Origin of the sequence: Bosea beijingensis (genome assembly GCF_030758975.1) — a bacterium.
In the GTDB taxonomy this organism is placed as follows: domain Bacteria; phylum Pseudomonadota; class Alphaproteobacteria; order Rhizobiales; family Beijerinckiaceae; genus Allobosea; species Allobosea beijingensis.
Window position 1 is genome coordinate 4,624,689 of record NZ_CP132359.1, and the last position, 22,159, is coordinate 4,646,847.

A 22,159-nucleotide genomic window follows, 5' to 3' on the forward strand; every position below is an offset into this window, starting at 1 on the left:
GGGAGCCCTAGCCACCGCATTCTCAGTTCTTGACCGGCTCGCCCTTGGAGCGGACGTCCTGGATCATGCCGCGCACGATGCGCACGCGCACGCCGTCGGCGATCTCGACTTCCAGCTCGCCATCGTCGACGACCTTCGAGACCTTCGCGATCATGCCACCGGAGGTGACGACGGTGTCGCCACGGCGCACGTTCTTGATCAGCTCCTGATGAGCCTTGGCCCGACGCTGCTGCGGCCGGATGATCAGGAACCACATGATGACGAAGATCAGCAGGAACGGCACGAGCTGGATCAGCATGTCGGCGCCGCCACCGGCTCCTGTGGCCTGGGCGAAAGCGGGGGTGATCACGAATACACTCCTCTGGTACGGCGGCGGCACGCCGCCGACCGCGAATCTCTGATGGAAAGACGTAAGGCCAAAACCACCGCCCGGCCGCAAAATCGCGCGGACTATAGCCAGCGACGCCGTGAAATCAATCGGAAGCGCCCGGTCGCCCAAGCGCGCTCCCTCACCTATGGGCTGGCTGCCATTCGCGCAATGCCCCTTGCGCACGATCCACGGCGTGGTTTAGGTAGCGGCAAGAACCGTACCGGACGGTACGGTACGGTTCAGCAGGACGCAACGAAGGCCCGCCGCCATGACCACGACCGAGACCGACCAGACGCTCGCCACGCTGCTGCGCATCGCCGACGCGCTGGAGCGCATCGCCCCGCCCCGCCGCAAGGCGGCCGATCTCAAGGCCGCCGACGCCTTTGTCTGGCAGGCGGCGGGCTCGGAACTGGTGCCCGTCCCGAAGGTGAATCGCGTCTCGCTCTCGCTTTTGCGCGGCGTCGACCGCGTCCGCGACACGCTGGCCGAGAATACCGAGCGCTTCGCCAAGGGCCTGCCGGCCAATAACGTGCTGCTCTGGGGCGCGCGCGGCATGGGCAAGTCCTCGCTGGTCAAGGCGGTCCATGCCGATACCAACCTGCGCCTCGCCAAGGACGCGCTGCCGCTGAAGCTGATCGAGATCCACCGCGAGGACATCGAGAGCCTGCCCGCGCTGATGAGCCTGCTGCGCAACGATCCCCATCGCGCCATCGTCTTCTGCGACGATCTGTCCTTCGACAGCGACGACACCTCGTACAAGTCTTTGAAGGCGGTGCTCGACGGCGGCGTCGAGGGCCGGCCGGACAATGTCGTTTTCTATGCCACCTCGAATCGGCGCCACCTGCTGCCGCGCGACATGATGGATAATGAGCGTTCGACCTCGATCAATCCGGGCGAGGCGATCGAGGAGAAGGTCTCGCTCTCGGACCGTTTCGGCCTCTGGCTCGGCTTCCACAAATGCAGCCAGGACGAGTACCTGGAGATGATCGACGGCTATGCCGGCCATTTCGGGCTGGATGTCGCGCCGGAAGAACTACGCCGCGACGCGCTGGAATGGTCGACGACACGCGGCTCCCGCTCCGGCCGTACCGCCTGGCAGTATATCCAGGACCTCGCCGGCCGGCTGGGCCGGAAGCTGGAGGGGTAAGCGCTCCACGTCATGGTCGGGTTTGTTCCGACCATCCACGTCTTCACCGATCAAAGGCGGCGTTCAAGACGTGGATGCTCGCCGCAAGGGCGAGCATGACGAAGCTGGATAAACGAAAACGGGGCCGCCCTTTTCTGGGGCAGCCCCGTTCTTTTCGATCGGGAGGGTCTCGCGGAACCGATCGAAGGGTGAAACCTCGTCCGCGGCTCCGATATCAGTTGTTCAGGTAGGGCGTCGGGTCGACCGGCGCGGAACCCTTGCGCAGTTCGAAGTGGAGCTGCGGCGAGGAGACGTTGCCGGTCTGGCCGGAATTGGCGACGACCTGGCCGCGCTTCACGGTGTCGCCACGCTTCACCTTGAGCTCGCCGTTATGGGCATAGGCCGAGACATAGCCGTTCGGGTGGCGGATCAGGACGAGATTGCCGTAGCCCTTCAGCTCGCTGCCGGCATAAGCCACCGTGCCGCCCTCGGCCGCCTTGATCGGCGTGCCCTCGGGGACCGCGATGTTGATGCCCTCGTTGCCGCCCTTGCCGCTATAGCCAGCGATGACGCGACCACGAGCCGGCCAGCGGAAATCCGCCTTGTCGGATGCGGAGGCCGCCTCTTCTTCCTGCTTGGGGATGCTGGCGGTGGTCTTCGGATCGGCGACTGGCTCGGACCGGGGAATCGCAGTCGGCTTCGGCTCGGCCGCCGGAGCGCTCGCGACCACGACGGGCTTGGCAGCCGGCGCAGCGGTCTTCACGGGCGTCATTTCGGGCGTCGGCTTCACGGCAGCCGCCGGCTTGGCGGCCGGGGTCGGCAGGGAAGCGGTCTTGCGGGCGTCAGCCTTCGCCTTGGCCTCGGCGGCGAAGCGGGCGCGCGATTCTTTCATGGCCTGCGCGTCGGCGGCGGCCTTCGTCCTGGCGTCAGCGGCGTCAGCGGCCCTGGCCTCGGCGGAAGCCTTGGCCTGCGCCTTCGTATCGACGGCAGCCGGATGCGCGACGCGGGGGGCTGCGGACGGCCCGGCGACGAAGCGCTGCGTCTCGGCCGGCGCCTGGGCGACCTGGCGAGCCGGCACCGGAGCAGCGGCGGAAGCGGAGCCCGATGCGTTATAGACGGGAATGGTGATCCGCGTGCCGGGAGTGACATTGGCGTTGTTCAGCCCGTTCGCCGACATGATGGCGGCGCGCGGGACGCCGTAGCGCGACGAGATCGTATCGAGCGTCTCGCCCTGGGCGAGAACGACCGGAGTCCCGCCCTGCGCGGACCAACCGGCAGAGCCGCCGGAGACGGCCTGCGGAGCCGGCGAACCCAGCGCGACGGAGGACTGCGGCGGCGGCAGAGGCTGCGCCCGGACGAGCGGCGCGGAGGCCACCGGCTGGAGCGGCGCACTCGACACCTGCCCGATGGAGCCGGTCGTGACCGGATCACGAACCGCAGCCGGCGCCTGAGCCGACTTGAACGGACTGTCGAACGGCGTCTCGGTGAAACGCATCGTATCCGACGAGCAGGCACTGACGCCGATGGCGAACAGGCACACCGTGGACAAACGACGGAGAGAGCGGGGATTGATCGATCCGGCTTGGCTACGCATGAACTGAGTACTCGCGAACGACGCAACTCGATGACCGGGATTAAAGTCCCGTTGAGCTTAATTTCGCGTAAACGCCCTGAGAAACTTGGGTAGGATCTGTCGTCGCTCGATCGCTCCGGCACAGCCCGCCGATCGCGCGGCAATAGGCGCGGACACGGCCGGCTGCCGGGATCACGGTGGCTTTACAGCGCGCGCGAACGCCCTGGGATCAGCGGCGGCAGGCGCAAGGCCGGCCCGGTCGCATGGTCGAACTGTCCGTCTTCGAGATGCGTCACCACCACCCGCCGCGCGGCGCCCTCCATACGCAGCGCGCCGACGAGACGACCGCCCGGCGAAAGTCGCGCCAGCAACGCCTCCGGCACAGCCTGCGTGACGCCGTTGACGAGGATGCGGTCGAAACGGCCCAGCGTCCGGTCCGGCTGGAAGCCATCGGCATGGCGCAGGTCGACGACCCCGCCGAAGCCGCTGCCTGAGACGCGCTCATGCGCAGCCAGTGCGAGCGACCGATAGCGCTCCAGCGAGACGACCTCCCCACCCATCGCGGCGAGCAACGCCGAGACATAGCCGGAGCCGGTGCCGACCTCGAGCACGCGCGCGCCCGGCTGCATGTCGAGCGCGCCGAGCAGGTTGGCGACGGTATGCGGCGCCGTCATCGTCTGGCCGCAGGGCAGCGGCACCGAGACGTCCTGCCGGGCGAGATCGGCGAAGCGGGCCGGCGCGAAGCGGTCGCGCGGCACCCGCTCCATCGCGCGCAGCAGCGCGAGATCGCGCACGCCCCGCGCCCGGAGCGAGAGCAGGAAGGCGACGGTGCGCTCGCCTTCGCTGGCCGGCGCGTCCTCGCTCATGCCCCTCCCCGCTCCCGGCTCAGGCGAAGAGCTGCGCGAAGCGCGTCAGCGTCGGCTCATGCGTCAGATCGAGCTCGAGCGGCGTGACCGAGATGCGCTTCTCCGCCAGCGCCTTCAGGTCGGTGCCGTTGGCCGGTTCCTTGCCGCTGCGCTGGAAGGCGATCCAGTAATAGGGATTGCCGCGGCCGTCCTTGCGCGGTTCGAGCTGCACGATGCCCTGGTCGCGCCGCCCCTGCACGGTGACGGCGACGCCCTCGACCTCGTCCGGCCCGGCATTGGGGAAGTTTAGGTTGAACAGCACGCCTTCCGGAATGCCCTCCTCCAGCAGGCGGCGGATGATGCCCGGCGCATGGCTCTCGGCGCAGTCCCAGCGGATCGCCTCGCGATTGCCCGGCATATAGGCCTGGCTCACCGCGATCGAGGGCACGCCGAGCAGCGTGCCTTCCATCGCCGCCGCGATGGTGCCGGAATAGGTCACGTCCTCGGCGACGTTCGAGCCCCGGTTGACGCCGGAGAGCACGAGATCGGGCCGCGCCTCCTTCATGACGGCGCGCACCGCCATGATCACGCAATCGGTCGGCGTGCCCTGGACCGCGAAGCGCTTCTCCTCGATCTGGCGCAGCCTGAGCGGATTGGACAGCGACAGCGAATGCGCCACGCCCGACTGGTCGGTCTCGGGCGCCACGACCCAGACATCGTCGGAGAGCTGGTGTGCGATGCGCTCCAGCACGGCCAGGCCCTCGGCATGGATGCCGTCATCGTTGGTGACGAGGATACGCATGTCTCAGGCCGCCTTCTCGATCCGCGTCACGCCGCGCATATACGGCACCAGCACGTCCGGCACGGTGATCGAGCCGTCGGCGTTCTGATAGTTCTCCATCACCGCGATCAGCGCGCGGCCGACCGCCGTGCCCGAGCCGTTGAGGGTATGCACGAAGAACGGCCCCTTGCCGTCTTTGGTCTTGTAGCGGGCGTTCATGCGGCGCGCCTGGAAATCGCCGCAGACCGAGCAGGACGAGATCTCGCGATAGGTCTTCTGGCCGGGCAGCCAGGCCTCGATGTCCCAGGTCTTCTGCGAGGCGAAACCCATATCGCCGGTACACAGGGTCATCACGCGATAATGCAGACCGAGCTTCTTCAGCACGGCCTCGGCGCAGGCGAGCATGCGCTCATGCTCCTCGCGCGACTTCTCCGGCGCGGTGATCGAGACGAGCTCGACCTTCTCGAACTGATGCTGGCGCAGCATGCCGCGCGTGTCGCGACCGGCCGAGCCGGCTTCCGATCGGAAGCAAGGCGTGAGCGCGGTGAATCGAAGCGGCAGCTCCTCCTCGGAGAGGATTGATTCCCGTGCCAGATTGGTCAGCGGCACCTCGGCGGTCGGGATCAGCCAATGCTCCTCGCCAGCGCGGAACTGGTCCTCGCGGAACTTCGGCAGTTGCGCCGTGCCGAACATCGCGTCGTCGCGCACCAGCAGCGGCGGATTGACCTCGGTATAGCCGTGCTCCTCCGTGTGCGTGTCGAGCATGAACTGCCCGATCGCCCGCGACAGCCGCGCGATCTGGCTCTGCAGCACGACGAAGCGCGAACCTGAAAGCTTGGCCGCCTTCTCGAAATCCATCTGGCCCAGCGCCTCGCCCAGCTCGAAATGCTGCTTGGGAGCGTTGACGCCCTTGAGCAAGCCACGCTCCTCCGGCTTCACGCCATGGACATGCAGCACGACATTGCCATCCTCGTCGGCGCCATCCGGCACATCGTCGAAGGGGATGTTGGGGATCGCCTCAAGCTCTCGATCAAGCTTGTCCTTCGCGGCCTTCTCCTCGGCCTCCAGCGCCGGCTGCTGCTCCTTGAGGGCAGCGACCTCGGCCTTCAGGGTGTCGGCGAGCGCGACATCCTTCGCGCCCATCGCCTTGCCGATCTCCTTGGAGAGCGCGTTGCGGCGCTCCTGCGTGGCCTGCGCCTTGGCGATCGACGAGCGGCGGACGTCATCGAGTGCGAGCAGCGAGGACGACAGCGGCGCCAGGCCCCTGCGTTCAAGCCCCTGGTCGAACGCCGCGGCGTTCTCGCGAATCCATCTGATGTCGTACATCGTCGTCCGGCCATGCCATCGCTGCGGAATGCAGCGTCGCATGCTCTAGACCGGGATCGCGCGCGAGGGAACCACCGAGATCGGCATTCGACGCAACAGCCCCTTCATGGTCGGGCTTGTCCCGACCATCCACGTCTTCATCGATGCAGCGCTCAAGACGTGGATGCTCGCCACGAGGGCGAGCATGACGGCGGAGCCTTACTCCGCCGCGTCCGCTTCTGCCTTCGCGGCCTCGCCCTTCTTCTCGACGCGGCGCACCGAGAACACCGAGAGCTCGTAGAGCAGCATCATCGGGATCGCGAGCATGAGCTGCGAGATCACGTCCGGCGGGGTGAGCACAGCCGCCACGACGAAGACGAAGACGATGGCGTAGCGGCGCTTTTCCTTCAGGAACTTCGAATCGATGATGCCGGCCTGCCCAAGCAGGGTCAGGATCACCGGAAGCTGGAAGGCGATGCCGAAGGCGAAGATCAGCGTCATGATCAGCGAGAGGTACTCGCTGACCTTCGGCAGCAGCGCGATGCCGGCCTGGGTTTCGGTCGCGGCCTGCTGCATGCCGAGCGAGAACTTCATCAGCACCGGCATGGCGAAGAAGAAGACCAGCATGGCGCCGAGCGTGAAGAACGCCGGTGTCGCCACCAGATAGGGCGCGAAGGCCGCTTTCTCGTTCTTGTACAGGCCGGGCGCGACGAACTTGTAGATCTGCGTCGCGATCACCGGGAAGGCGAAGAAGCCGGCGCCGAAGGCCGCCACCTTGATATGGGTGAACAGCAGCTCGAGCGGGCCGGTATAGATCAACTGGGCATTGGCAGCGCTGCCGGCGGCCCAGACATAGGGCAGCACCAGGATGTTGTAGATCTGCGTCGAGAAGCCGAAGCAGACGAAGAACATGATCAGGAAGGCGATCAGCGACTTGATCAGCCGCGAGCGCAATTCGACGAGATGCTCGATGAGCGGCGCGCGCGAGGCCTCGATCTCGTCCTCGCCCTCGCGAGGATTGGCGACGCTCATGCGGAATTCTCCTCGCCCTTGGCGGTCTTGCGCTTGCGGGCGGCAGGCTTGGCCGGTTCAGCCGGGGCAGCGGCGGCAACCACAGTCTTCGGCTTGCGCGCGACGGCAGCTTTCGGCGCCTTCACGGGCACAGTCACGACCGGAGCCGGCGCTTCGACGGCGGCCGGAGCTTCGGCCGCCTTGGCGCTGCGCTTGCGGACCGGCTTTTCCGGGACAGGCTCGGCCACGGCAACCGGAGCCTCGACGATGGGCGCAACCGGCTCGGCCGCAGTCTTGCGCGTCCGCTTCGGCTTGTCGGCAGGCTTCGGCGTCTCGATCTGGACGGGCGGCAGCGGCTCGGGCTGCGGCAACGCAGCGAGCTTGGCCTCGGCCTCCTTCAGCGCGGCCTCGTCAGGCTTCGGGGTTTCCGTCTTGGAAGCCTCGAAATCCTTGATCGAGTCGATCGGCTTGAAATCGGTGTTCAGCGAGTTCGAGACCGATCCGCCGACATCCTCGACCTGCTTCTTCAGGTCGGCGAGTTCGGCCTCACGCATCGCCTCGTTGAACTGCCCTTGGAATTCCGAGGCCATGCGGCGGACACGAGCGACCGTCTGGCCGACCGTGCGCAGGGCCTTGGGCAGGTCCTTCGGGCCGATGACGACCAGCGCCACCGCGCCGATCAGCACCATCTCGCTCCAGGCGATGTCGAACATCGACGGCTCGTCCTCTCAAGCCTGCCCCTGAGGGGGCAGCGGCATCAGGCCTTGTGCTCGGCCTTGGCCTGGGCCTGGGCGGCGGCGTTGTCGGCCTTGGTCTGGTCGATCACCTTGGGGTCGACATTGGTAGCGGTCGGCGCCGCCGCCTCGTCATCCTCGGCCATGCCCTTCTTGAACGACTTGATGCCCTTCGCGACGTCGCCCATCAACTCGGAAACCTTGCCGCGTCCGAACAGCAGCATCACGATGACGCCGACGACGATCCAGTGCCAAATGCTCACGCCACCCATGGCGAAACTCCTCCGAAATGATCTCGACCGGGGAATGGCCCCAACCAAATCCTGGCCCGGTCGATTGTTCGGCGGCGGAACCTATTGATCCGCAGCCGGAAACACAAGGACTTCGTCCGAGGGAATCTCGACCCCGATCTCGTCGCCCACCGCGATCTCGTCCGAGAGCGGGGCGCGAACCGACAGGGGCCGGTCGAAGCCATCCACCGTCACCTGCAGATGGTCGGCCTCGCCGAGAAAGCGCCGGCCGATCAGCCTCCCGCGCAGATAATAGCCCTTCGGCACGATGCGCACGCGATGCGGCCGGATGCAGGCAATCGCCGCCACGCCCTCCGCGATCCCCGGCGCCGCGAAGCGGCCGAACGGCGTCTCGACGGCTCCGTCGGAAACCCGACCCTCGATTTCGGTTAGATCGCAGAAAAATCGGGCGGCAAAGAGGCTGTTGGGCCGCCGGTAAAGCTCCTCGCCGGTGCCGATCTGGACGATCCGCCCGGCTCGCATCAGCACGATCCGGTCGGCGATGCGCATCGCGTCCTCGGGATCATGCGTCACGATGATAGAGGTCGCGCCGGTCTCTTCCAGCAGGGCTGCGGTCTCGTCGCGCACCACGTCGCGCAGGCGCCGGTCGAGATTGGAGAACGGCTCGTCCATCAGCAGCACGCCAGGCCGCGGCGCGATGGCGCGCGCCAGCGCAACGCGCTGTTGCTCGCCGCCCGAGAGCATATGCGGATAGGAATCGGCGAGTTCGGCGAGGCCGACACGCGCCAGCGCCCGCAATGCGGTGGCTTCGGCCGCCGCAGGCGCCTGGCCACGCAGGCCGAAACGGACATTGTCGCGCACGCTGAGATGCGGAAACAGCGCATAATCCTGGAAGACGAAGCCGACGCCGCGATGCTCGGGCTCGACGAAGCGATCGGCTGACGAAACGTCGCGCCCTTCCAGCAGGACGCGGCCCGCGCTCGGCCGCTCTACTCCGGCGGCGAGCCGGAGCAGCGTCGTCTTGCCGCAGCCGGATTGGCCGAGAAGCGCGACGATCTCGCCCGGCTTGACGGAGAGCGAGACGTCGGACAGCGCCGTCACCACACCGAAGCGCTGCGTCACGCTCTCGAAGCCGAGCGCCATCGGGATCGCGGCGCCGGCCGTGCCGCGCCGGCCCCAGCCGAGCCATCCTGATTTGGTTTCCGCCAAGGTCGATCCCGCTCCGGCCGTTCCGTCCCGGCCGGTGGCCGGGTCCCTCACCCCTGTTGCGGTCCGCCTTCGCCGTCGTCAAGCGGGCTGAACAGGTCGCCGAGCGGGTCCTCGTCGTCGCGTAAGGACGGATCGTCGTCGGGCACCGGCACGGCGAGGTCACGCGTCAATCGCCCTTCGATGAAACCCGTGCCCTTCAATTCCTCCAGCCCCGGCAGGTCGTCGATACGGTCGAGCCCGAAATGGTCGAGGAAGCCCGGCGTCGTGCCATAGGTAATCGGCCGGCCCGGCGAGCGGCGCCGCCCGCGCAGGCGCACCCAGCCCGCCTCCAGCAGGATGTCGAGAGTGCCCTTGGCGGTGGCGACGCCGCGGATCTCCTCGATCTCGGCCCGCGTCACCGGCTGGTGATAGGCGATGATCGACAGCACTTCGAGCGCCGCCCGCGACAGCCGCCGTGGCGGCTCCGCTTCGGCGGCGAGCAGGTAGCCGAGGTCAGGTGCCGTGCGAAAGGCCCAGCCGCCGGCGACCTGACGCAGATTGACCCCGCGCGTCGCATAGCTCTCGACCAGCCGGGCCAGCACCTGCTCGATCGCGATGCCGGCCGGAATGGCACGGCCGAGCGCATCGGCGGCCAGCGGCGCCACCGAAGCGAACAGCAGCGCTTCGACGACGCGCAGCGCCTGCGAAAAGGCCTCCGCCCCACCGTCGGCCTCGGCATCGTCGGGGTCGACCGCCATGCCGGTCATGAAGCGTCCCTGGCGGCGAAAGGCAGCCCTGCCGGCCGGGCCGAGCGACGGCGCACCTGGATTGGCGTGAACGGCTCGTCCTGCCTGAGGTCGAGGACCCCTTCCCGCACCATCTCCAGCATCGCGGACAGAGCAGAAGCTCGGACCGTCGCCCGCATCTCGCGCACCGGCAGGCCATGCGACGCCATGTATTGCGTGAGATAGCCGTCGAGTTCGGTCCAGTCGCCGGCTTCGCCGACCAGCCGATGCAACGCCTCGCGCGCTTCGACCAGCGACCAGACGGCGCGATGACCGACCGAAATATGGCCCTGCACCCGCTTCTGCCGCTGCTGGGCATAGGCTGTGAGCAGATCGTAGAGCTCGGCCTCCCAGACCGGCCGGGCGCCAGCCACGATCTCCTCGGGCGCACCGCGCGCGAAGACGTCCTGCCCCAGCCGCTCGCGCGCCGAAAGCTTGTTGGCGGCGGCTCGGATCGCCTCCAGCCGGCGCAGGCGCAAGGCGAGCGCAGTCGCGAGATCGGCGGCGCTCGGTTCCTCGCCCTTGGGGGGCTCGGGCAGCAGCAGGCGCGACTTGAGATAGGCGAGCCAGGCTGCCATCACGAGATAATCGGCAGCGAGTTCGAGCCGCAGCGCCCGCGCCTCCTCGACGAAGGCGAGGTACTGCTCGGCCAGCGCCAGGATCGAGATGCGGTGCAGGTCGACCTTCTGCCGGCGCGCAAGGTCGAGCAGCAGGTCGAGCGGCCCTTCATAGCCGTCGACATCGACGACGAGCGAAGGCTCGCCCGCACGCTCCGCGCGGTCTTCCTCGAATGGCAATTCGGCCGTCATCGAAGGCCCTGCCCCACCTGTCATCCCCGAAGGCGCAGATTCGGCTGATCAGCCCTGCAAAGCAAGCGCGGCGGCGATCTCGGCGCGCGCGGCCTCCAGATCGACCGGCTCCGGCTCGTGCCGGATGCGGCCGAGCGCGGCGGCGGCGCGGCGGGCGCGGGCGCCCGTCATCTCCGGCACGGCCCCGGCGACAGCGATCATCTCGTCCATGATGCCGTGGCAATGCAGGATCACGTCGACGCCGGCCCGGATCGCGGCACGCGACTTCGCCTCGAAGGAGCCCGAGAGCGCTTTCATCGAGATGTCGTCGGTCATGATCAGCCCGTCGAAGCCGAGTTCGCCGCGCATGATCTCGCGCACGATCTTGCGGGAGATCGTCGCCGGGTTCTTGGCGTCGAGCGCGGTGAAGACGAGATGGGCGGTCATCGCCAGCGGCATATCGGCGAGATGCCGGAACGGCCGGAAATCATGCGCCCGGAGCTCGTCCAGCGAGGCATCGACGACCGGCAGGTCGTGATGGCTGTCGGCCCGCGCCCGGCCATGGCCGGGCATGTGCTTGACGACCGGCAGCACGCCGCCGGCGATCAACCCCTCGGCCGCGGCCCGGCCGAGCCGCGCCACCTGATCGGGATCATGCGCATAGGCGCGGTCGCCGATCACGTCATGGCTGCCGGCGACCGGCACATCGAGCACCGGCAGGCAGTCGACATCGATACCGACGCTTTTCAGGTCGTGCGCCATCAATCGCGCCGAAAGTCGAACGATCTCGCGCTGGCGGATGGGATCGTTGATCGCGAGGAAGGCGCGGGCCGACGGGTATTTCGGCCAGTTCGGCGGCCCCATGCGCTGGACGCGTCCGCCCTCCTGGTCGATCAGGATCGGCGCTTGCCAGCCGACCGTCTCGCGCATCTCGGCGGTCAGCGCGGCAACCTGCTCGGGCGACTGCGTGTTGCGTTTGAAGACGATGAAGCCCCAGGGCCTTGCGTCGCGGAAGAAGGCCCGCTCGTCAGCAGTGAGACTCGTGCCGAGGCAGCCGGCGATGAAGGCGCGCGATGTCATGACATCGGGTTACGGCATCGGCCCGAAAAGGGAAATGCGGTTTTCGGACAATGCCGATACAGGGCCACAGAAAGCAGTGCGGGCGTGGTCAAAGGCCAACCGCGCCCGCACAAATCCTCATTTCACCTGCTGATAGGCCTGCGCGTTGAACGCGTCGAAGGGTAGCTCGGCGATGCGGAACCAGAGCTGCTCCTTCTTCCAGTAGGGCAGGAAGGAATCGTAGAAGGTCTTGAAATTGGCGTTGCTGGCGGCGAGCTCGCCATACATGGCGAAGGCCTCCTTGAACGCGGCCGTCATCACCTCCTGCGGGAAGGGGCGCAACTCCGCCCCGGTGCCGGCGAGGCGAATCAGCGCGTCGGGGTTGTTGTGGTCGTACTTGGCCAGGCAGTTCATGTTGGCCTCGGCGCAGGCGGCCTCGACGATCGCCTTGTAGGAGGCCGGCAGCTCGTTCCACTTGTCCTGGTTGGCGAGGAAGCTGACATTGGCGTTCCCCTCCCAGAAACCGGGATAGTAGTAGTACTTGGCGACCTTCACGAAGCCGAGCTTCTCGTCGTCATAGGGGCCGGAGAACTCGACGGCATCGAGCGTGCCGCGCTCCAGCGCCGGATAGATGTCGCCGCCGCCGATGGTCTGGGGCACGACGCCGAGGCGGGCCATGATCCGGCCGCCGAGGCCGGCGATGCGGAACTTCAGGCCCTTGAGGTCCTCGAGCGACTTGATCTCCTTGCGGAACCAGCCGCCCATCTGCGCGCCGGTATTGCCCGACGGAATGGTGTGGACGTTGTAGCCCTTCATGAAGGCGCGGCAGAGCTCGAGGCCACCGCCCTGATAGAGCCAGGCATTCTGCTGGCGGGCATTGAAGCCGAAGGGCAGCGAGGTCTCAAAGGCGAAGGCAGGGTCCTTGCCGATATAGAAGCTCGCCAGCGTGTGGCTGCACTCGGCGGTGCCGTTCTGCACGGCGTCGAGAGCCTGCAGGGCCGGCACGATCTCGCCCGGCGCGAAGACCTGGATCTGGAAGTTGTTGTCGGTCGCTTCGGCCACGCGCTTCGCGACATGGGTCGAGATGCCGAACAGCGTGTCGAGGCTCTTGGGATAGCTCGAGGTCAGGCGCCAGTTGATCTTGGGCTGCGACTGGGCGATGGCGGGCGCGGCGATGGCGGCGCTACCGGCCGCGCCGGCGGCGGCGACCTTGACGAATTTGCGGCGATCCATGGACTACCTCCAGCGTTCGGACGGCCTGCCCGTAGGGGCAGGCCTCGCGTTGTTGGGGAGGCTACTCGCATGGCTCAACGCGTGAAACAAGCGGGGCGGCACACCCTGTCATGCGTCTGATTCAAATGAAAAAGGCGGCGCCCGATGGGCACCGCCGTCATGTCCTGTTGCGGATCGGTCAGATCAGTTCTTGGCGATGAAGCACTGTCCGCCTGCCGCCTGGAGCCCCGAGCACATCGATGTCGCATCCTCGCGGGAATAAGGCCCGACGCGCAGGCGGAACACGGTCTTGCCACCGGCGAGTTCCGTCTTGCGGATGATCGGCGCCTGCCCGCCGAGCTGCTGCGGGTATTTGCGCTGCAGCGCCGCGAAGGTCGCGCGAGCCTCGGCATCGCTGCCGGGCGCACCGAGCTGCACCACGAAATCGCCGGTTCCGGCGCGAACCGCAGCGGTCGCCGGGGCCGGCGGCGCGGCCGCGGGAGCCGGCGCGGCGCTGGCAAGGCGTGTTGGCGCGACCGGGGTCGTGGCAGCCGGCGGCGTCGTGGCACGCTCCTGGACCTTCGGCGCGGCGGCCACAGTCGGAACCTGACGCTGCGGTGCCGGATTTGTCGCCTGATTGGCGATTGAGCGGGTCGGGGCCGAGCCCGTGGCGATCGGCTGGTTGCTGTCGACCACGACCGGGTTCTGCGCCGGCGTGCCGTCCGGGCGGATCGAGACCGTGCGGACCTTGCGCGGCTCGCCGAGGCCCGGAACGGGCGGCATCGGGGTCAGCGCCGGTTCCGCCGGCAGAATGCTGCGCTCGGGCGTGCTGGGGGCCGCGGCGAGCGCGTTGCCCGCGCTGGAGATCGGCCCCGGCATGACCACGCGCGGCGGCATCGAGCGAGCCGCCTGCTGGACGTCGACCGGCTGCTCCTCGTTGTTCACGACCTTGCTCTGGGCCGGCGAGGCATCGGCGCTGCGCTCGTAGATCTGCTTGTTCTGATTCGGGATCTCGGCGCCGCCGGGGTTGACCGGCTCGACCTTGACCGGCCCGGCATCGGCCGTGATCACCGGCGGCTGGCCGTCCTTGGACGCAGAGCCACCACGCAGGGTAAAGGCCGCGCCGACACCAATGAGGCCGATAGCGATGACCGCTGCAGCCGCCCAGAGCCCCTTGCGCGAACGGCGCGGCTCCAGGTCGGGCAGATCGTCTTCGCTGTAATCCGGCATCGGCGCGCCCTGCTGGGCATGGCCATAGTCGTAGGCTGGCTCTTCCGGCGTATAGGCGGCCGGAGCCTGGCGATACTGCGCGCCTTCATCGAGATCGCGCGGCGGAGCCGCGCCCTGAATGGGGGCCGGCCGAGCGTAGGGCAGCGGTTCCGGCAGATCGAAATCGGGCTGATAGTCCTGCTGGCGAGCAGGCTGTGCCGGCACCGGCGCGGGCGCTTCCGCCCGGCGCGGCTCCGTGCGGCGCAGCAGCGCCTCGAACTCGTCGAGCGCGCCGCGCATCTCGGCCGGCGGCTGGCTGACCTCGGGAACGGCCGGCGCGGGCTGCGGCGGCACGACCTCGAAGCTCGGCTCCTGACGCATCGCCGGGCGCGGCGGCTGGCGCCGCTCGGCGAAGATATCCTTGAGCGGGTCGTCCTGCCCGACGATGCGGGTCAGTTCCGCAAGCGGATCGGCCTGCTGCCCGGAGCGGGGCGCCTGCCCTGCTCCGCGGAGCTGGCGCTCGAGATCTTCGAGATCGAGCGCGAAACGATTCCTAGCTGGCTCACTCATGGTACGATCCATTCCAGCACAAGCCGCTTCCCCCTATGGAAGAACCGGGAACTCTGTGCGGTCAACCTGACCTTGTGCGCGCCGCCGGAAAATTCTCCGTCAGCGCATCTCTTCCGGCGCCGCAACTCCGGCGACAGCCAGACCGGAAGCAAGAACGCTGCGCACCGCATGCACGAACGCCAGTCTTGCCAGGGTCGACTTTCGATCAGTTTGATTAACGAACCGTAATTGCGGCGAGTCTTTGCCCTTGTTCCAGAGCGAATGGAAGGCGCTCGCCAGTTCATGCACGAAGAACGCCACGCGATGCGGCTCATGCGCGGCGGCCGCGCCCTCGATGATTCGCGGATAGGATGCGAGCATCTTGACGATGCCGACTTCTGCCTCGTCGGTCAGGATCGAGAGGTCGGCCCCGGCCAGCGCTGGCGTCGACAGATCGAGATCGGGATAAGCCTCGCGCGCCTGCCGGAAGATCGAGGCACAGCGCGCGTGCGCGTACTGGACGTAGAAGACCGGATTGTCCTTCGACTGCTCGACGACCTTGCCGAGATCGAAATCCAGCGTCGCGTCGTTCTTGCGGAAGATCATCATGAAGCGCACCGCATCGCGGCCGACCTCGTCGATGACCTCGCGCAGGGTGACGAAATCGCCGGAGCGCTTCGACATGCGCACCTGCTCGCCATTGCGCAGCAAACGCACGAGTTGGCAGAGCTTGACGTCGAGCGAGCCCTGCCCGTTCGTCACAGCCTTCACCGCCGCCTGCATGCGCTTGACATAGCCGCCATGGTCGGCGCCCCAGACGTCGATCATCTCGGGGAAGCCGCGCATGAACTTGGAGCGGTGATAGGCGATGTCGTTGGCGAAATAGGTGTAGCTGCCATCCGACTTCAGCAGCGGCCGGTCGACATCGTCGCCGAACTTGGTGGCGCGGAACAGCGTCTGCTCGCGATCCTCCCAGTCCTCGTCCTTCTGGCCCTTCGGCGGCGGCAGGCGCCCTTCATAGACGAGGTCGCGTGCGCGCAGATCCTCGATGGTCTGGTGCACGGCGTTGGAATTGCCGTCCCGCCCCTGCAGCGAGCGCTCCGAGAAGAAGAGCTCGTGGACGACGCCGAGCGCGGCGAGATCGTCGCGGATCATCGCCATCATGCCGTCGATCGCCGCCTGCCGGACGAGCGGGAGCCAGTCCCATTCCGCCTTGTCGCGCAACGTGTCGCCATACTGCTCGGCCAGTGTCTTGCCGACCGAGACCAGGTAGTCGCCGGGATAGAGTCCCTCGGGGATCGCGCCGATATCTTCCCCCAGCGCCTCGCGATAGCGCAGGAAGGCGGAGCGGGCGAGCACGTCGACCTGCGCACCGGCATCGTTGATGTAGTATTCGCGGGTGACGTCATGGCCGGCGAAGGCGAGCAGGCTCGCCAGCGCATCGCCGAACACCGCGCCGCGGCCATGGCCGACATGCATCGGCCCGGTCGGATTGGCCGAGACGTACTCGACATTCACCTTGGGCTCGGGCTTCGGCGCACCGCGCCCGTAATCCAGCCCCGCCTCGATCGCGGCTTTCAGCACCGCCGTGAACACGGCCGGTTGCAGCGTCAGGTTGATGAAGCCGGGGCCGGCGATCTCGGCCTTGGTGATCTCCTGGTCCTTCGCCAACTCCTCGACCAGCAGCGCGGCAAGCGCGCGCGGGTTGGTGCCGGCATCCTTGGCCAGCACCATCGCGGCGTTGGTGGCGAGATCGCCATGGGCGGGGTCCTTGGTCGGCTCGACCACGACGCGCGCGAGATTGAGGCCGGCCGGAAGAGCGCCTCGCTCGGCCAGAGCCGAGAGCGCGGTGTGAAGACGGGCGGAATAGATCTCGAACAGGTTCATCGTGGTCATCTTCGGCTGTATCGGTTCATCAGCCCTCATCCTGAGGAGCGCCGCAGGCGCGTCTCGAAGGATGCTCCAGAAGGCTCTGAAAACTGGAGCATCCTTCGAGACGCCGCTTCGCGGCTCCTCAGGATGAGGGCTATGCAATCCAGATCATTCTTTTCGGCCGCCCGGCCCTATCGCAGCGAGGGGGTGGCGTCAAACAGGCGGCGGTGCTCGTCGAGCGCGTACCAGTCGGTCATCCCGGCAATGTAGTCGGCGATTCGCCGGGCGCGGCGGTGTTCGTCGAGCGGATCGCAGCCCGCCGCCCATTCCTCCGGCATCGCCGCCGGATCGGCGCTGAAGCGCTGGAACAGCTCGCGCACCACCTGCGCCGCATCGGCCCGAACAGGCGCGATACGCGGGTGGCGGTACATGTTCGGATAGAGGAAGCTCTTGATGTCGCGATCGGCCTCCTCGATCGCAGCGGAGAAGGCGATGACGGGAGCATCTGCCCGCCGGATCGCATCGGCATCATCCGGCGCGAGCGCTGTCAGGCGTCGCTGCGATTCCGCGATCACGTCTTCGACGAAGCGGGTGATCACCCGCCGCACCAGCTCGTTGGTGGCCCGTGCCCGCTCCAGCCCCGGATGCAGGCGCTCGATCTCGTCGAGCAGTTCGGCGAGGAACGGCACGGCACGGAGTTCGGCATGGCCGAACAGCCCGGCCCGCAACCCGTCATCGATATCATGAGCGTTATAGGCGATATCGTCGGCCAAAGCCGCGGCTTGCGCCTCGGCCGAGGCATAGCTGTCGAGCCAGAGATCCTGACGCTGCTGGTATTCGACGATCGCGACCGGGATGCCGCTCTTGGCATAGCGCGCCGTCGGCCTGCCCTCGTGATCGAGCAGCGGGCCATTGTGCTTGACCAGCCCCTCCAGCGTCTCCCAGCTCAGGTTGAGGCCGTCGAAATCGGCATAGCGCCGCTCCAGCCGCGTCACGATCCGGAGCGTCTGGGCGTTGTGATCGAAGCCGCCGAACCCGTCCATGCATTCTTCCAGCGCGTCCTCGCCGGTATGGCCGAAGGGCGTGTGGCCGAGATCATGTGCCAGTGCCAGGGCCTCGGCCAGATCCTCGTCGAGGCCGAGCGCGCGGGCCAAGGCACGAGCGATCTGCGCTACCTCGATCGTATGGGTCAGGCGCGTCCGGTAATGGTCGCCCTCATGCGAGACGAAGACCTGCGTCTTGTGCTTCAGCCGGCGGAAGGCCGTCGAATGGATGATGCGGTCACGGTCGCGCTGGAATTCGCCGCGCGTCGCCGAGGCCGGCTCCGCCACGAGGCGTCCGCGGCTCGTCGTCGAGCGGCAGGCATAGGGCGCGCGCCACCGCTCTCCCGGCTCGGTGCCGGGCGCGAAGGAGAAGGCGGAAGGCGGGTTCTGTGGATGCGGCATGGCTGCCCCGTCGCGCGCCCGTCCTTGTGGAGGCGCTGCCGGGCCATTACCTTCCCGGGTAACCAGGGTGCAAGGAGCATCTGACCATGTCGACCGATCTTGCGGTCAACCCGCGCGGCATCGCGGTGACCGCAAACGCCGCCAAGCGCATTCTCTCGGTGATGGCCAACGAGCCGCCGGGCTCGATGCTGCGCGTCAGCGTCGCCGGCGGCGGCTGCTCGGGCTTCCAGTACATTTTCGACGTCGACCGGGAGAAGGCGCCCGACGATCTCGTCATCGAGCGCGACGGCGCGACCGTGCTGATCGACGAGACCTCGCTCGACCTGCTCGAAGGCTGCACGATCGATTTCGTCGACGACCTGATCGGCCAGTCCTTCCGCATCACCAATCCGAACGCGACCAGCTCCTGCGGTTGCGGCACCTCCTTCGCGGTCTGAGACCCGAGCAAGCAAGCAAACGATTCTGGCTTGAACAGCCCGTTCGGGCTCAGGCGGCGTGCTCCGCCGCGCGTTTCAGGACGGGTTTCCCGTATTGCCCGAGCCGCATGATAGCGGCATCGAGCACGACCTCGCCGAAGACTCTGACGAGATCGCGGTCCAGCTTGCCGCCCATCGCGACGAGCGCCGCATAGGCCTCGCCCGGCGGGATCGGCGGCTTGTAGCTGCGCCGCTCGATCAATGCGGCATAGACGTCGCAGATCGTGATGATCCTGACAGGATCGGGAATTGCATCGCCGCCGAGCCCCTGCGGATAGCCCGAACCGTCGAGATACTCGTGATGCGAGAGCACCGCGGTCAGGACCATCGGCGCGAAACCGCCTTGCGCGACCAGCATGTCATGGCCGATGCCGGGATGCCGGCGCATGACCTCGCGCTCGGCCGGCGACAGCCCTGCGGGCTTGCGCAGGATATCGAGCGGAACATGGGCCTTGCCGATATCGTGCAGGATCGCCGCCTCGGCAATCAGTCGCCGGTCGGCCTCGCGGAAGCCGAGCCGATGGGCGAAGGCCGCGGCAAGCCCCGAGACGAGCAGGCAATGCTGGTAGGTGGCATCGTCATGCCGCCACACCATGTCGAGCCAGGCGTTGAGATCCCCGCCATCGGCCGCTCGGTTGAGGGCGGTGACGCTGTCATCGATCGCTTGCAGCGGCAATCCGGCGCCGGCTTCAGCGGCCGCCATCAGGTCCGAGAGCCCCGCAGAGGCTGCCACGAAGCGCCGCCCCAGCACAGCCGCGCTGTCGGACTGGCTCGGCGGCGCCAGCAGCAGCCCGATCCTGTCGAGCAGCCCGGCCGCCGAAACCTCCACCGGCAGAATATCCGTCGCACCAAGCGCATTGGCCTGGGTCTGGCAGCGGCTCGACATGTCGCGGAGCAGGAAAAGACAATGCGGACTGGAAGCCCGCAACGGCGCCAGCACGGCACGCATGGCCTCGATGCTCAGCCGGTCGGAAAGATCGCAATCGACGACGACAAGCGGGCTGCCCTCATGCCGGACATCTCCGCCATCGCCGGGCGACAGCGCCATGCACGGACCCCAGATGGAGAGAATCCGTTGCAGCGCCTGGCGGCGATCGTCGTGATCACTGAGCAGAAGAACGATGACGTGGCCTCCGAAGAAGCCAGCATCTCAAAGCCGCGCGGATTGATGAACCGTAAAGCCCATCGCCGGGACCCGGGTCTACCGCGAATAAAAAACATGCAGGAGAGCGATTGTTCAGGCACGAACCGGGTTGCGGCTGCCGCGTCGGCCTTTCACGCCTCAGTGCGCCGCGGTCGCGGCCACATCCTGCTCCAGATGGATTTCCGCGGCCATCAGCCCCTTCGGTCCCGGTCCGTAGCGGACGAGAACCGTCTGCCCCGGCACCAACTCGACGAGGCCGTAGCGGCGCAGCGTCTCCATATGCACGAAGATGTCGGGCGCCCCCTCGCCCTTCGAGACGAAGCCGAAACCGCGCAGGCGGTTGAACCACTTCACCACCATGCGCTCCAGTCCGCTCGTCGGCGTGACCGCGACATTGGTGCGTGCCATCGGCATTTCGGCCGGATGGCGACCGGAGGTCGTGTCGATCGAGAGCACGCGCACGGCCTGGCGGCCTCGCGCCTTCTCGACTGCTTCGAGCACGATGCGAGCGCCTTCAGCTATCGTATTGAATCCATCGCGCTTCAGGATCGTGACATGGAGCAGCACATCGGCGCCGCCCGCCTCCGGCACGACGAAGCCGTAGCCCTTGGAGACATCGAACCATTTCACGTAGCCGGTGATCTCGACCGGCACTTCCGACGTGTGGCTGCTCGGCCCATCGAGCCGCACGACTCGATTGAGTGACTGGATGGGACCCATCGGTGGCCGCCCGCTCTCACCGAATTCGTCGGACATGTGCCGCTCACCCCCACGCGCAACGCTTGATTCGCGTTGTCACGATACCATTGCTGCCGATTCAGGATACAGCCCCGAAAAATTCGTCCACACCATCCGGCGCCCTGACAGCCGGACGGATCAGCTCATCGGAAGATGCGTAACGGCTGAAGTCAGGGCCGTGGCATGATGCCGGAACGCCACGTCACGAGATTCGCAATGCTCGACCTGTCCACGCTCGCGCTCTTCACCGCCGCGGCGGCGGTCCTGACAGCCACGCCCGGCCCCGACATGCTGCTGATCGCCTCGCGCAGCCTGAGCCAAGGGCGGATGGCGGGCCTCCTCACCTATGCGGGCATCGCGATCGGCAGCTATCTTCAAGCCTTCGCCGCCGCTTTCGGCCTGTCCCAGCTCTTCATCCTCGTGCCGACGGCCTATGACGTGCTGCGCTGGCTCGGCGCGGCCTATCTCGCCTATCTCGCCTGGACGACCTTGCGGGCGCGGACGCCGCTCTTCGCGCCGGGGCGCGTCGCCGCCGTCCCGCTGCGCCGCATCTTCCTGCAGGGACTCTGGACCAATCTGCTGAATCCGAAGATGGCGCTGTTCATGCTGGCGCTGCTGCCGCAATTCCTGAAGCCGGAACTGGGTTCGATCGCGCTCCAGGTCGTCGTTCTCGCGACGATCCTGAACCTCATGGGCCTGCTGATGAACGGCATCGTCATCCTCGCGGCCAGCCGCATCGGCCAGGCGCTGGCCAGCCGGCCGGCCTTGGCGCGCCTCCCGCAACGACTGATGGGCGCGGTCTTCGGTGGCCTCGCGATCAGGCTGGCTCTCGCCTCGCGCGATTAGCCCGGCAAGGCGCCCAGCACCGCCCCGCTCTCGGCCCGGATCACGAGGTCCGCGATCGGGTCGAGTTCGGTGGGTTCGCGATTGAGAATGACGAGCTTTGCGCCCTGCCGCTTGGCGATCACAGGTAGCGTCGCCGCCGGATAGACCACCAGCGACGAACCGACGACGAGGAACAGTTCGCATTCCAGCGCCAACATCTGCGCTCGCTTCATCGCCTCCTGCGGCATCGCCTGCCCGAAGGAGATCGTCGCAGATTTCACCGGCCCGGCGCAGATCGTGCAGGCCGGTGGCTCGCCGGTGGCCTCGAAAGCCGGCCGGATCGCCGCCAGTTCATGCCGCCAGCCGCAGGTCAGGCAGGTCGCATAGGTGCCGTTGCCATGGAGCTCGATCACCTTGTCCTCGGGCACGCCGGACGCCTGGTGCAGGCCGTCGATGTTCTGGGTGACGATGGCCGGCGAGCGCCCGTCCGCGACCAGCCGCGCCAGCGCGCGATGACCGCTGTTCGGCGCCGCGCCGCGATAATGGTCGTCCATCGTGAACTTGCGGCGCCACGCTTCGATGCGGACCTCGCGGCTCTGGACGAAGGCATCGTAGGGAATCGGCTTGTTGACCATCCAGGGCGAGCCCGGCGTGCGGAAATCCGGCACGCCCGATTCCGTCGAGATGCCGGCGCCGGTGAAGCTGACGATGCTGTCCGCCCGGTCGAGCAGCGCATGCAGCGCCGCGATGGCATCCTCGGTCTCGTCCTGCATGCACCCGTCCGATCGCTGGATTGGAAGTCCTTCCAGATATGGCGCGGGTTTGCTGCGCTTCCAAGGCGATTGACGGAAACGCGCGCACGCCGCAAATCAG

General features: G+C 67.4%; 22 protein-coding genes. 3 read left to right on the forward strand and 19 right to left on the reverse strand.

Going from position 1 to position 22,159, the window contains the following annotated elements:
* Positions 1-22: 22 nt before the first annotated feature.
* Positions 23-298, reverse strand: a complete 276-nt coding sequence (yajC, locus tag Q9235_RS22045; protein ID WP_306228400.1) for a preprotein translocase subunit YajC — start codon at positions 296-298, stop codon at positions 23-25.
* Positions 299-638: 340 nt separating this feature from the next.
* Here yajC and Q9235_RS22050 point away from each other — a divergent pair, with 340 nt between their 5' ends.
* Positions 639-1,517 carry an ATP-binding protein gene (locus Q9235_RS22050; protein ID WP_306223922.1) on the forward strand — a complete coding sequence of 293 codons (879 nt, stop codon included), beginning with the start codon at positions 639-641 and terminating at the stop codon, positions 1,515-1,517.
* 214 nt (positions 1,518-1,731) lie between these two features.
* Here the strand turns inward: Q9235_RS22050 and Q9235_RS22055 are convergent, their stop codons facing one another.
* The 15 genes from Q9235_RS22055 to Q9235_RS22125 form a co-directional block, all read right to left on the reverse strand.
* On the reverse strand, positions 1,732-2,991 hold the full coding sequence (locus Q9235_RS22055) for a LysM peptidoglycan-binding domain-containing M23 family metallopeptidase (protein WP_306223923.1): 1,260 nt from the start codon (positions 2,989-2,991) through the stop codon (positions 1,732-1,734).
* A 281-nt stretch (positions 2,992-3,272) separates the two neighbouring features.
* The gene (locus tag Q9235_RS22060; RefSeq protein WP_306223924.1) at positions 3,273-3,935 is read right to left on the reverse strand and encodes a protein-L-isoaspartate O-methyltransferase family protein; all 663 of its coding nucleotides are present in this window, start codon (positions 3,933-3,935) and stop codon (positions 3,273-3,275) included.
* Between the two features lie 19 nt (positions 3,936-3,954).
* Entirely contained in the window at positions 3,955-4,716 is a 762-nt protein-coding gene (gene surE / locus Q9235_RS22065) for a 5'/3'-nucleotidase SurE (protein WP_306223925.1), read from the reverse strand.
* 3 nt (positions 4,717-4,719) lie between these two features.
* Complete coding sequence (gene serS / locus Q9235_RS22070; protein ID WP_306223926.1) at positions 4,720-6,021, reverse strand: serine--tRNA ligase; 1,302 nt, start codon at positions 6,019-6,021, stop codon at positions 4,720-4,722.
* Positions 6,022-6,219: 198 nt separating this feature from the next.
* Positions 6,220-7,032, reverse strand: a complete 813-nt coding sequence (gene tatC / locus Q9235_RS22075; RefSeq protein WP_306223927.1) for a twin-arginine translocase subunit TatC — start codon at positions 7,030-7,032, stop codon at positions 6,220-6,222.
* A complete protein-coding gene (gene tatB, locus Q9235_RS22080; protein WP_306223928.1) occupies positions 7,029-7,724 on the reverse strand; it encodes a Sec-independent protein translocase protein TatB in 696 nt (231 codons plus the stop codon). The genes tatC and tatB overlap by 4 nt, the downstream gene beginning before the upstream one ends.
* A 44-nt stretch (positions 7,725-7,768) precedes the next feature.
* Entirely contained in the window at positions 7,769-8,017 is a 249-nt protein-coding gene (locus Q9235_RS22085; RefSeq protein WP_047577664.1) for a twin-arginine translocase TatA/TatE family subunit, read from the reverse strand.
* An 81-nt stretch (positions 8,018-8,098) separates the two neighbouring features.
* Complete coding sequence (locus Q9235_RS22090) at positions 8,099-9,139, reverse strand: ABC transporter ATP-binding protein (RefSeq protein ID WP_422678393.1); 1,041 nt, start codon at positions 9,137-9,139, stop codon at positions 8,099-8,101.
* A 113-nt stretch (positions 9,140-9,252) separates the two neighbouring features.
* Positions 9,253-9,942 carry an SMC-Scp complex subunit ScpB gene (gene scpB, locus Q9235_RS22095; protein WP_306228401.1) on the reverse strand — a complete coding sequence of 230 codons (690 nt, stop codon included), beginning with the start codon at positions 9,940-9,942 and terminating at the stop codon, positions 9,253-9,255.
* 5 nt (positions 9,943-9,947) lie between these two features.
* On the reverse strand, positions 9,948-10,778 hold the full coding sequence (locus Q9235_RS22100) for a segregation and condensation protein A (protein ID WP_306223931.1): 831 nt from the start codon (positions 10,776-10,778) through the stop codon (positions 9,948-9,950).
* A 48-nt stretch (positions 10,779-10,826) separates the two neighbouring features.
* Complete coding sequence (gene nagZ, locus Q9235_RS22105) at positions 10,827-11,837, reverse strand: beta-N-acetylhexosaminidase (protein ID WP_306223932.1); 1,011 nt, start codon at positions 11,835-11,837, stop codon at positions 10,827-10,829.
* Between the two features lie 117 nt (positions 11,838-11,954).
* Positions 11,955-13,049 carry a TRAP transporter substrate-binding protein gene (locus Q9235_RS22110; protein ID WP_306223933.1) on the reverse strand — a complete coding sequence of 365 codons (1,095 nt, stop codon included), beginning with the start codon at positions 13,047-13,049 and terminating at the stop codon, positions 11,955-11,957.
* A 183-nt stretch (positions 13,050-13,232) separates the two neighbouring features.
* Positions 13,233-14,807, reverse strand: a complete 1,575-nt coding sequence (locus tag Q9235_RS22115; protein ID WP_306223934.1) for an SPOR domain-containing protein — start codon at positions 14,805-14,807, stop codon at positions 13,233-13,235.
* A gap of 99 nt (positions 14,808-14,906) precedes the next feature.
* Positions 14,907-16,673: an arginine--tRNA ligase gene (gene argS, locus Q9235_RS22120; protein WP_306228403.1), complete on the reverse strand. Its 1,767-nt coding sequence runs from the start codon at positions 16,671-16,673 to the stop codon at positions 14,907-14,909.
* A 176-nt stretch (positions 16,674-16,849) separates the two neighbouring features.
* On the reverse strand, positions 16,850-18,103 hold the full coding sequence (locus Q9235_RS22125; protein WP_306223935.1) for a deoxyguanosinetriphosphate triphosphohydrolase: 1,254 nt from the start codon (positions 18,101-18,103) through the stop codon (positions 16,850-16,852).
* An 86-nt stretch (positions 18,104-18,189) separates the two neighbouring features.
* Here Q9235_RS22125 and Q9235_RS22130 point away from each other — a divergent pair, with 86 nt between their 5' ends.
* A complete protein-coding gene (locus tag Q9235_RS22130) occupies positions 18,190-18,540 on the forward strand; it encodes a HesB/IscA family protein (RefSeq protein ID WP_306223936.1) in 351 nt (116 codons plus the stop codon).
* Between the two features lie 49 nt (positions 18,541-18,589).
* Here Q9235_RS22130 and Q9235_RS22135 read toward each other — a convergent pair whose 3' ends face one another.
* Positions 18,590-19,627: an HD-GYP domain-containing protein gene (locus tag Q9235_RS22135; RefSeq protein ID WP_306223937.1), complete on the reverse strand. Its 1,038-nt coding sequence runs from the start codon at positions 19,625-19,627 to the stop codon at positions 18,590-18,592.
* Positions 19,628-19,861: 234 nt separating this feature from the next.
* Complete coding sequence (locus Q9235_RS22140) at positions 19,862-20,479, reverse strand: cold-shock protein (protein WP_306223938.1); 618 nt, start codon at positions 20,477-20,479, stop codon at positions 19,862-19,864.
* Positions 20,480-20,677: 198 nt separating this feature from the next.
* Between Q9235_RS22140 and Q9235_RS22145 the strand changes: the two genes are divergently transcribed.
* Positions 20,678-21,307 carry a LysE family translocator gene (locus Q9235_RS22145; protein WP_306223939.1) on the forward strand — a complete coding sequence of 210 codons (630 nt, stop codon included), beginning with the start codon at positions 20,678-20,680 and terminating at the stop codon, positions 21,305-21,307.
* Here the strand turns inward: Q9235_RS22145 and Q9235_RS22150 are convergent.
* On the reverse strand, positions 21,304-22,059 hold the full coding sequence (locus Q9235_RS22150; protein ID WP_306223940.1) for an SIR2 family NAD-dependent protein deacylase: 756 nt from the start codon (positions 22,057-22,059) through the stop codon (positions 21,304-21,306). The two genes, Q9235_RS22145 and Q9235_RS22150, sit on opposite strands and share 4 nt — an antisense overlap.
* Between the last annotated feature and the right edge of the window lie 100 nt (positions 22,060-22,159).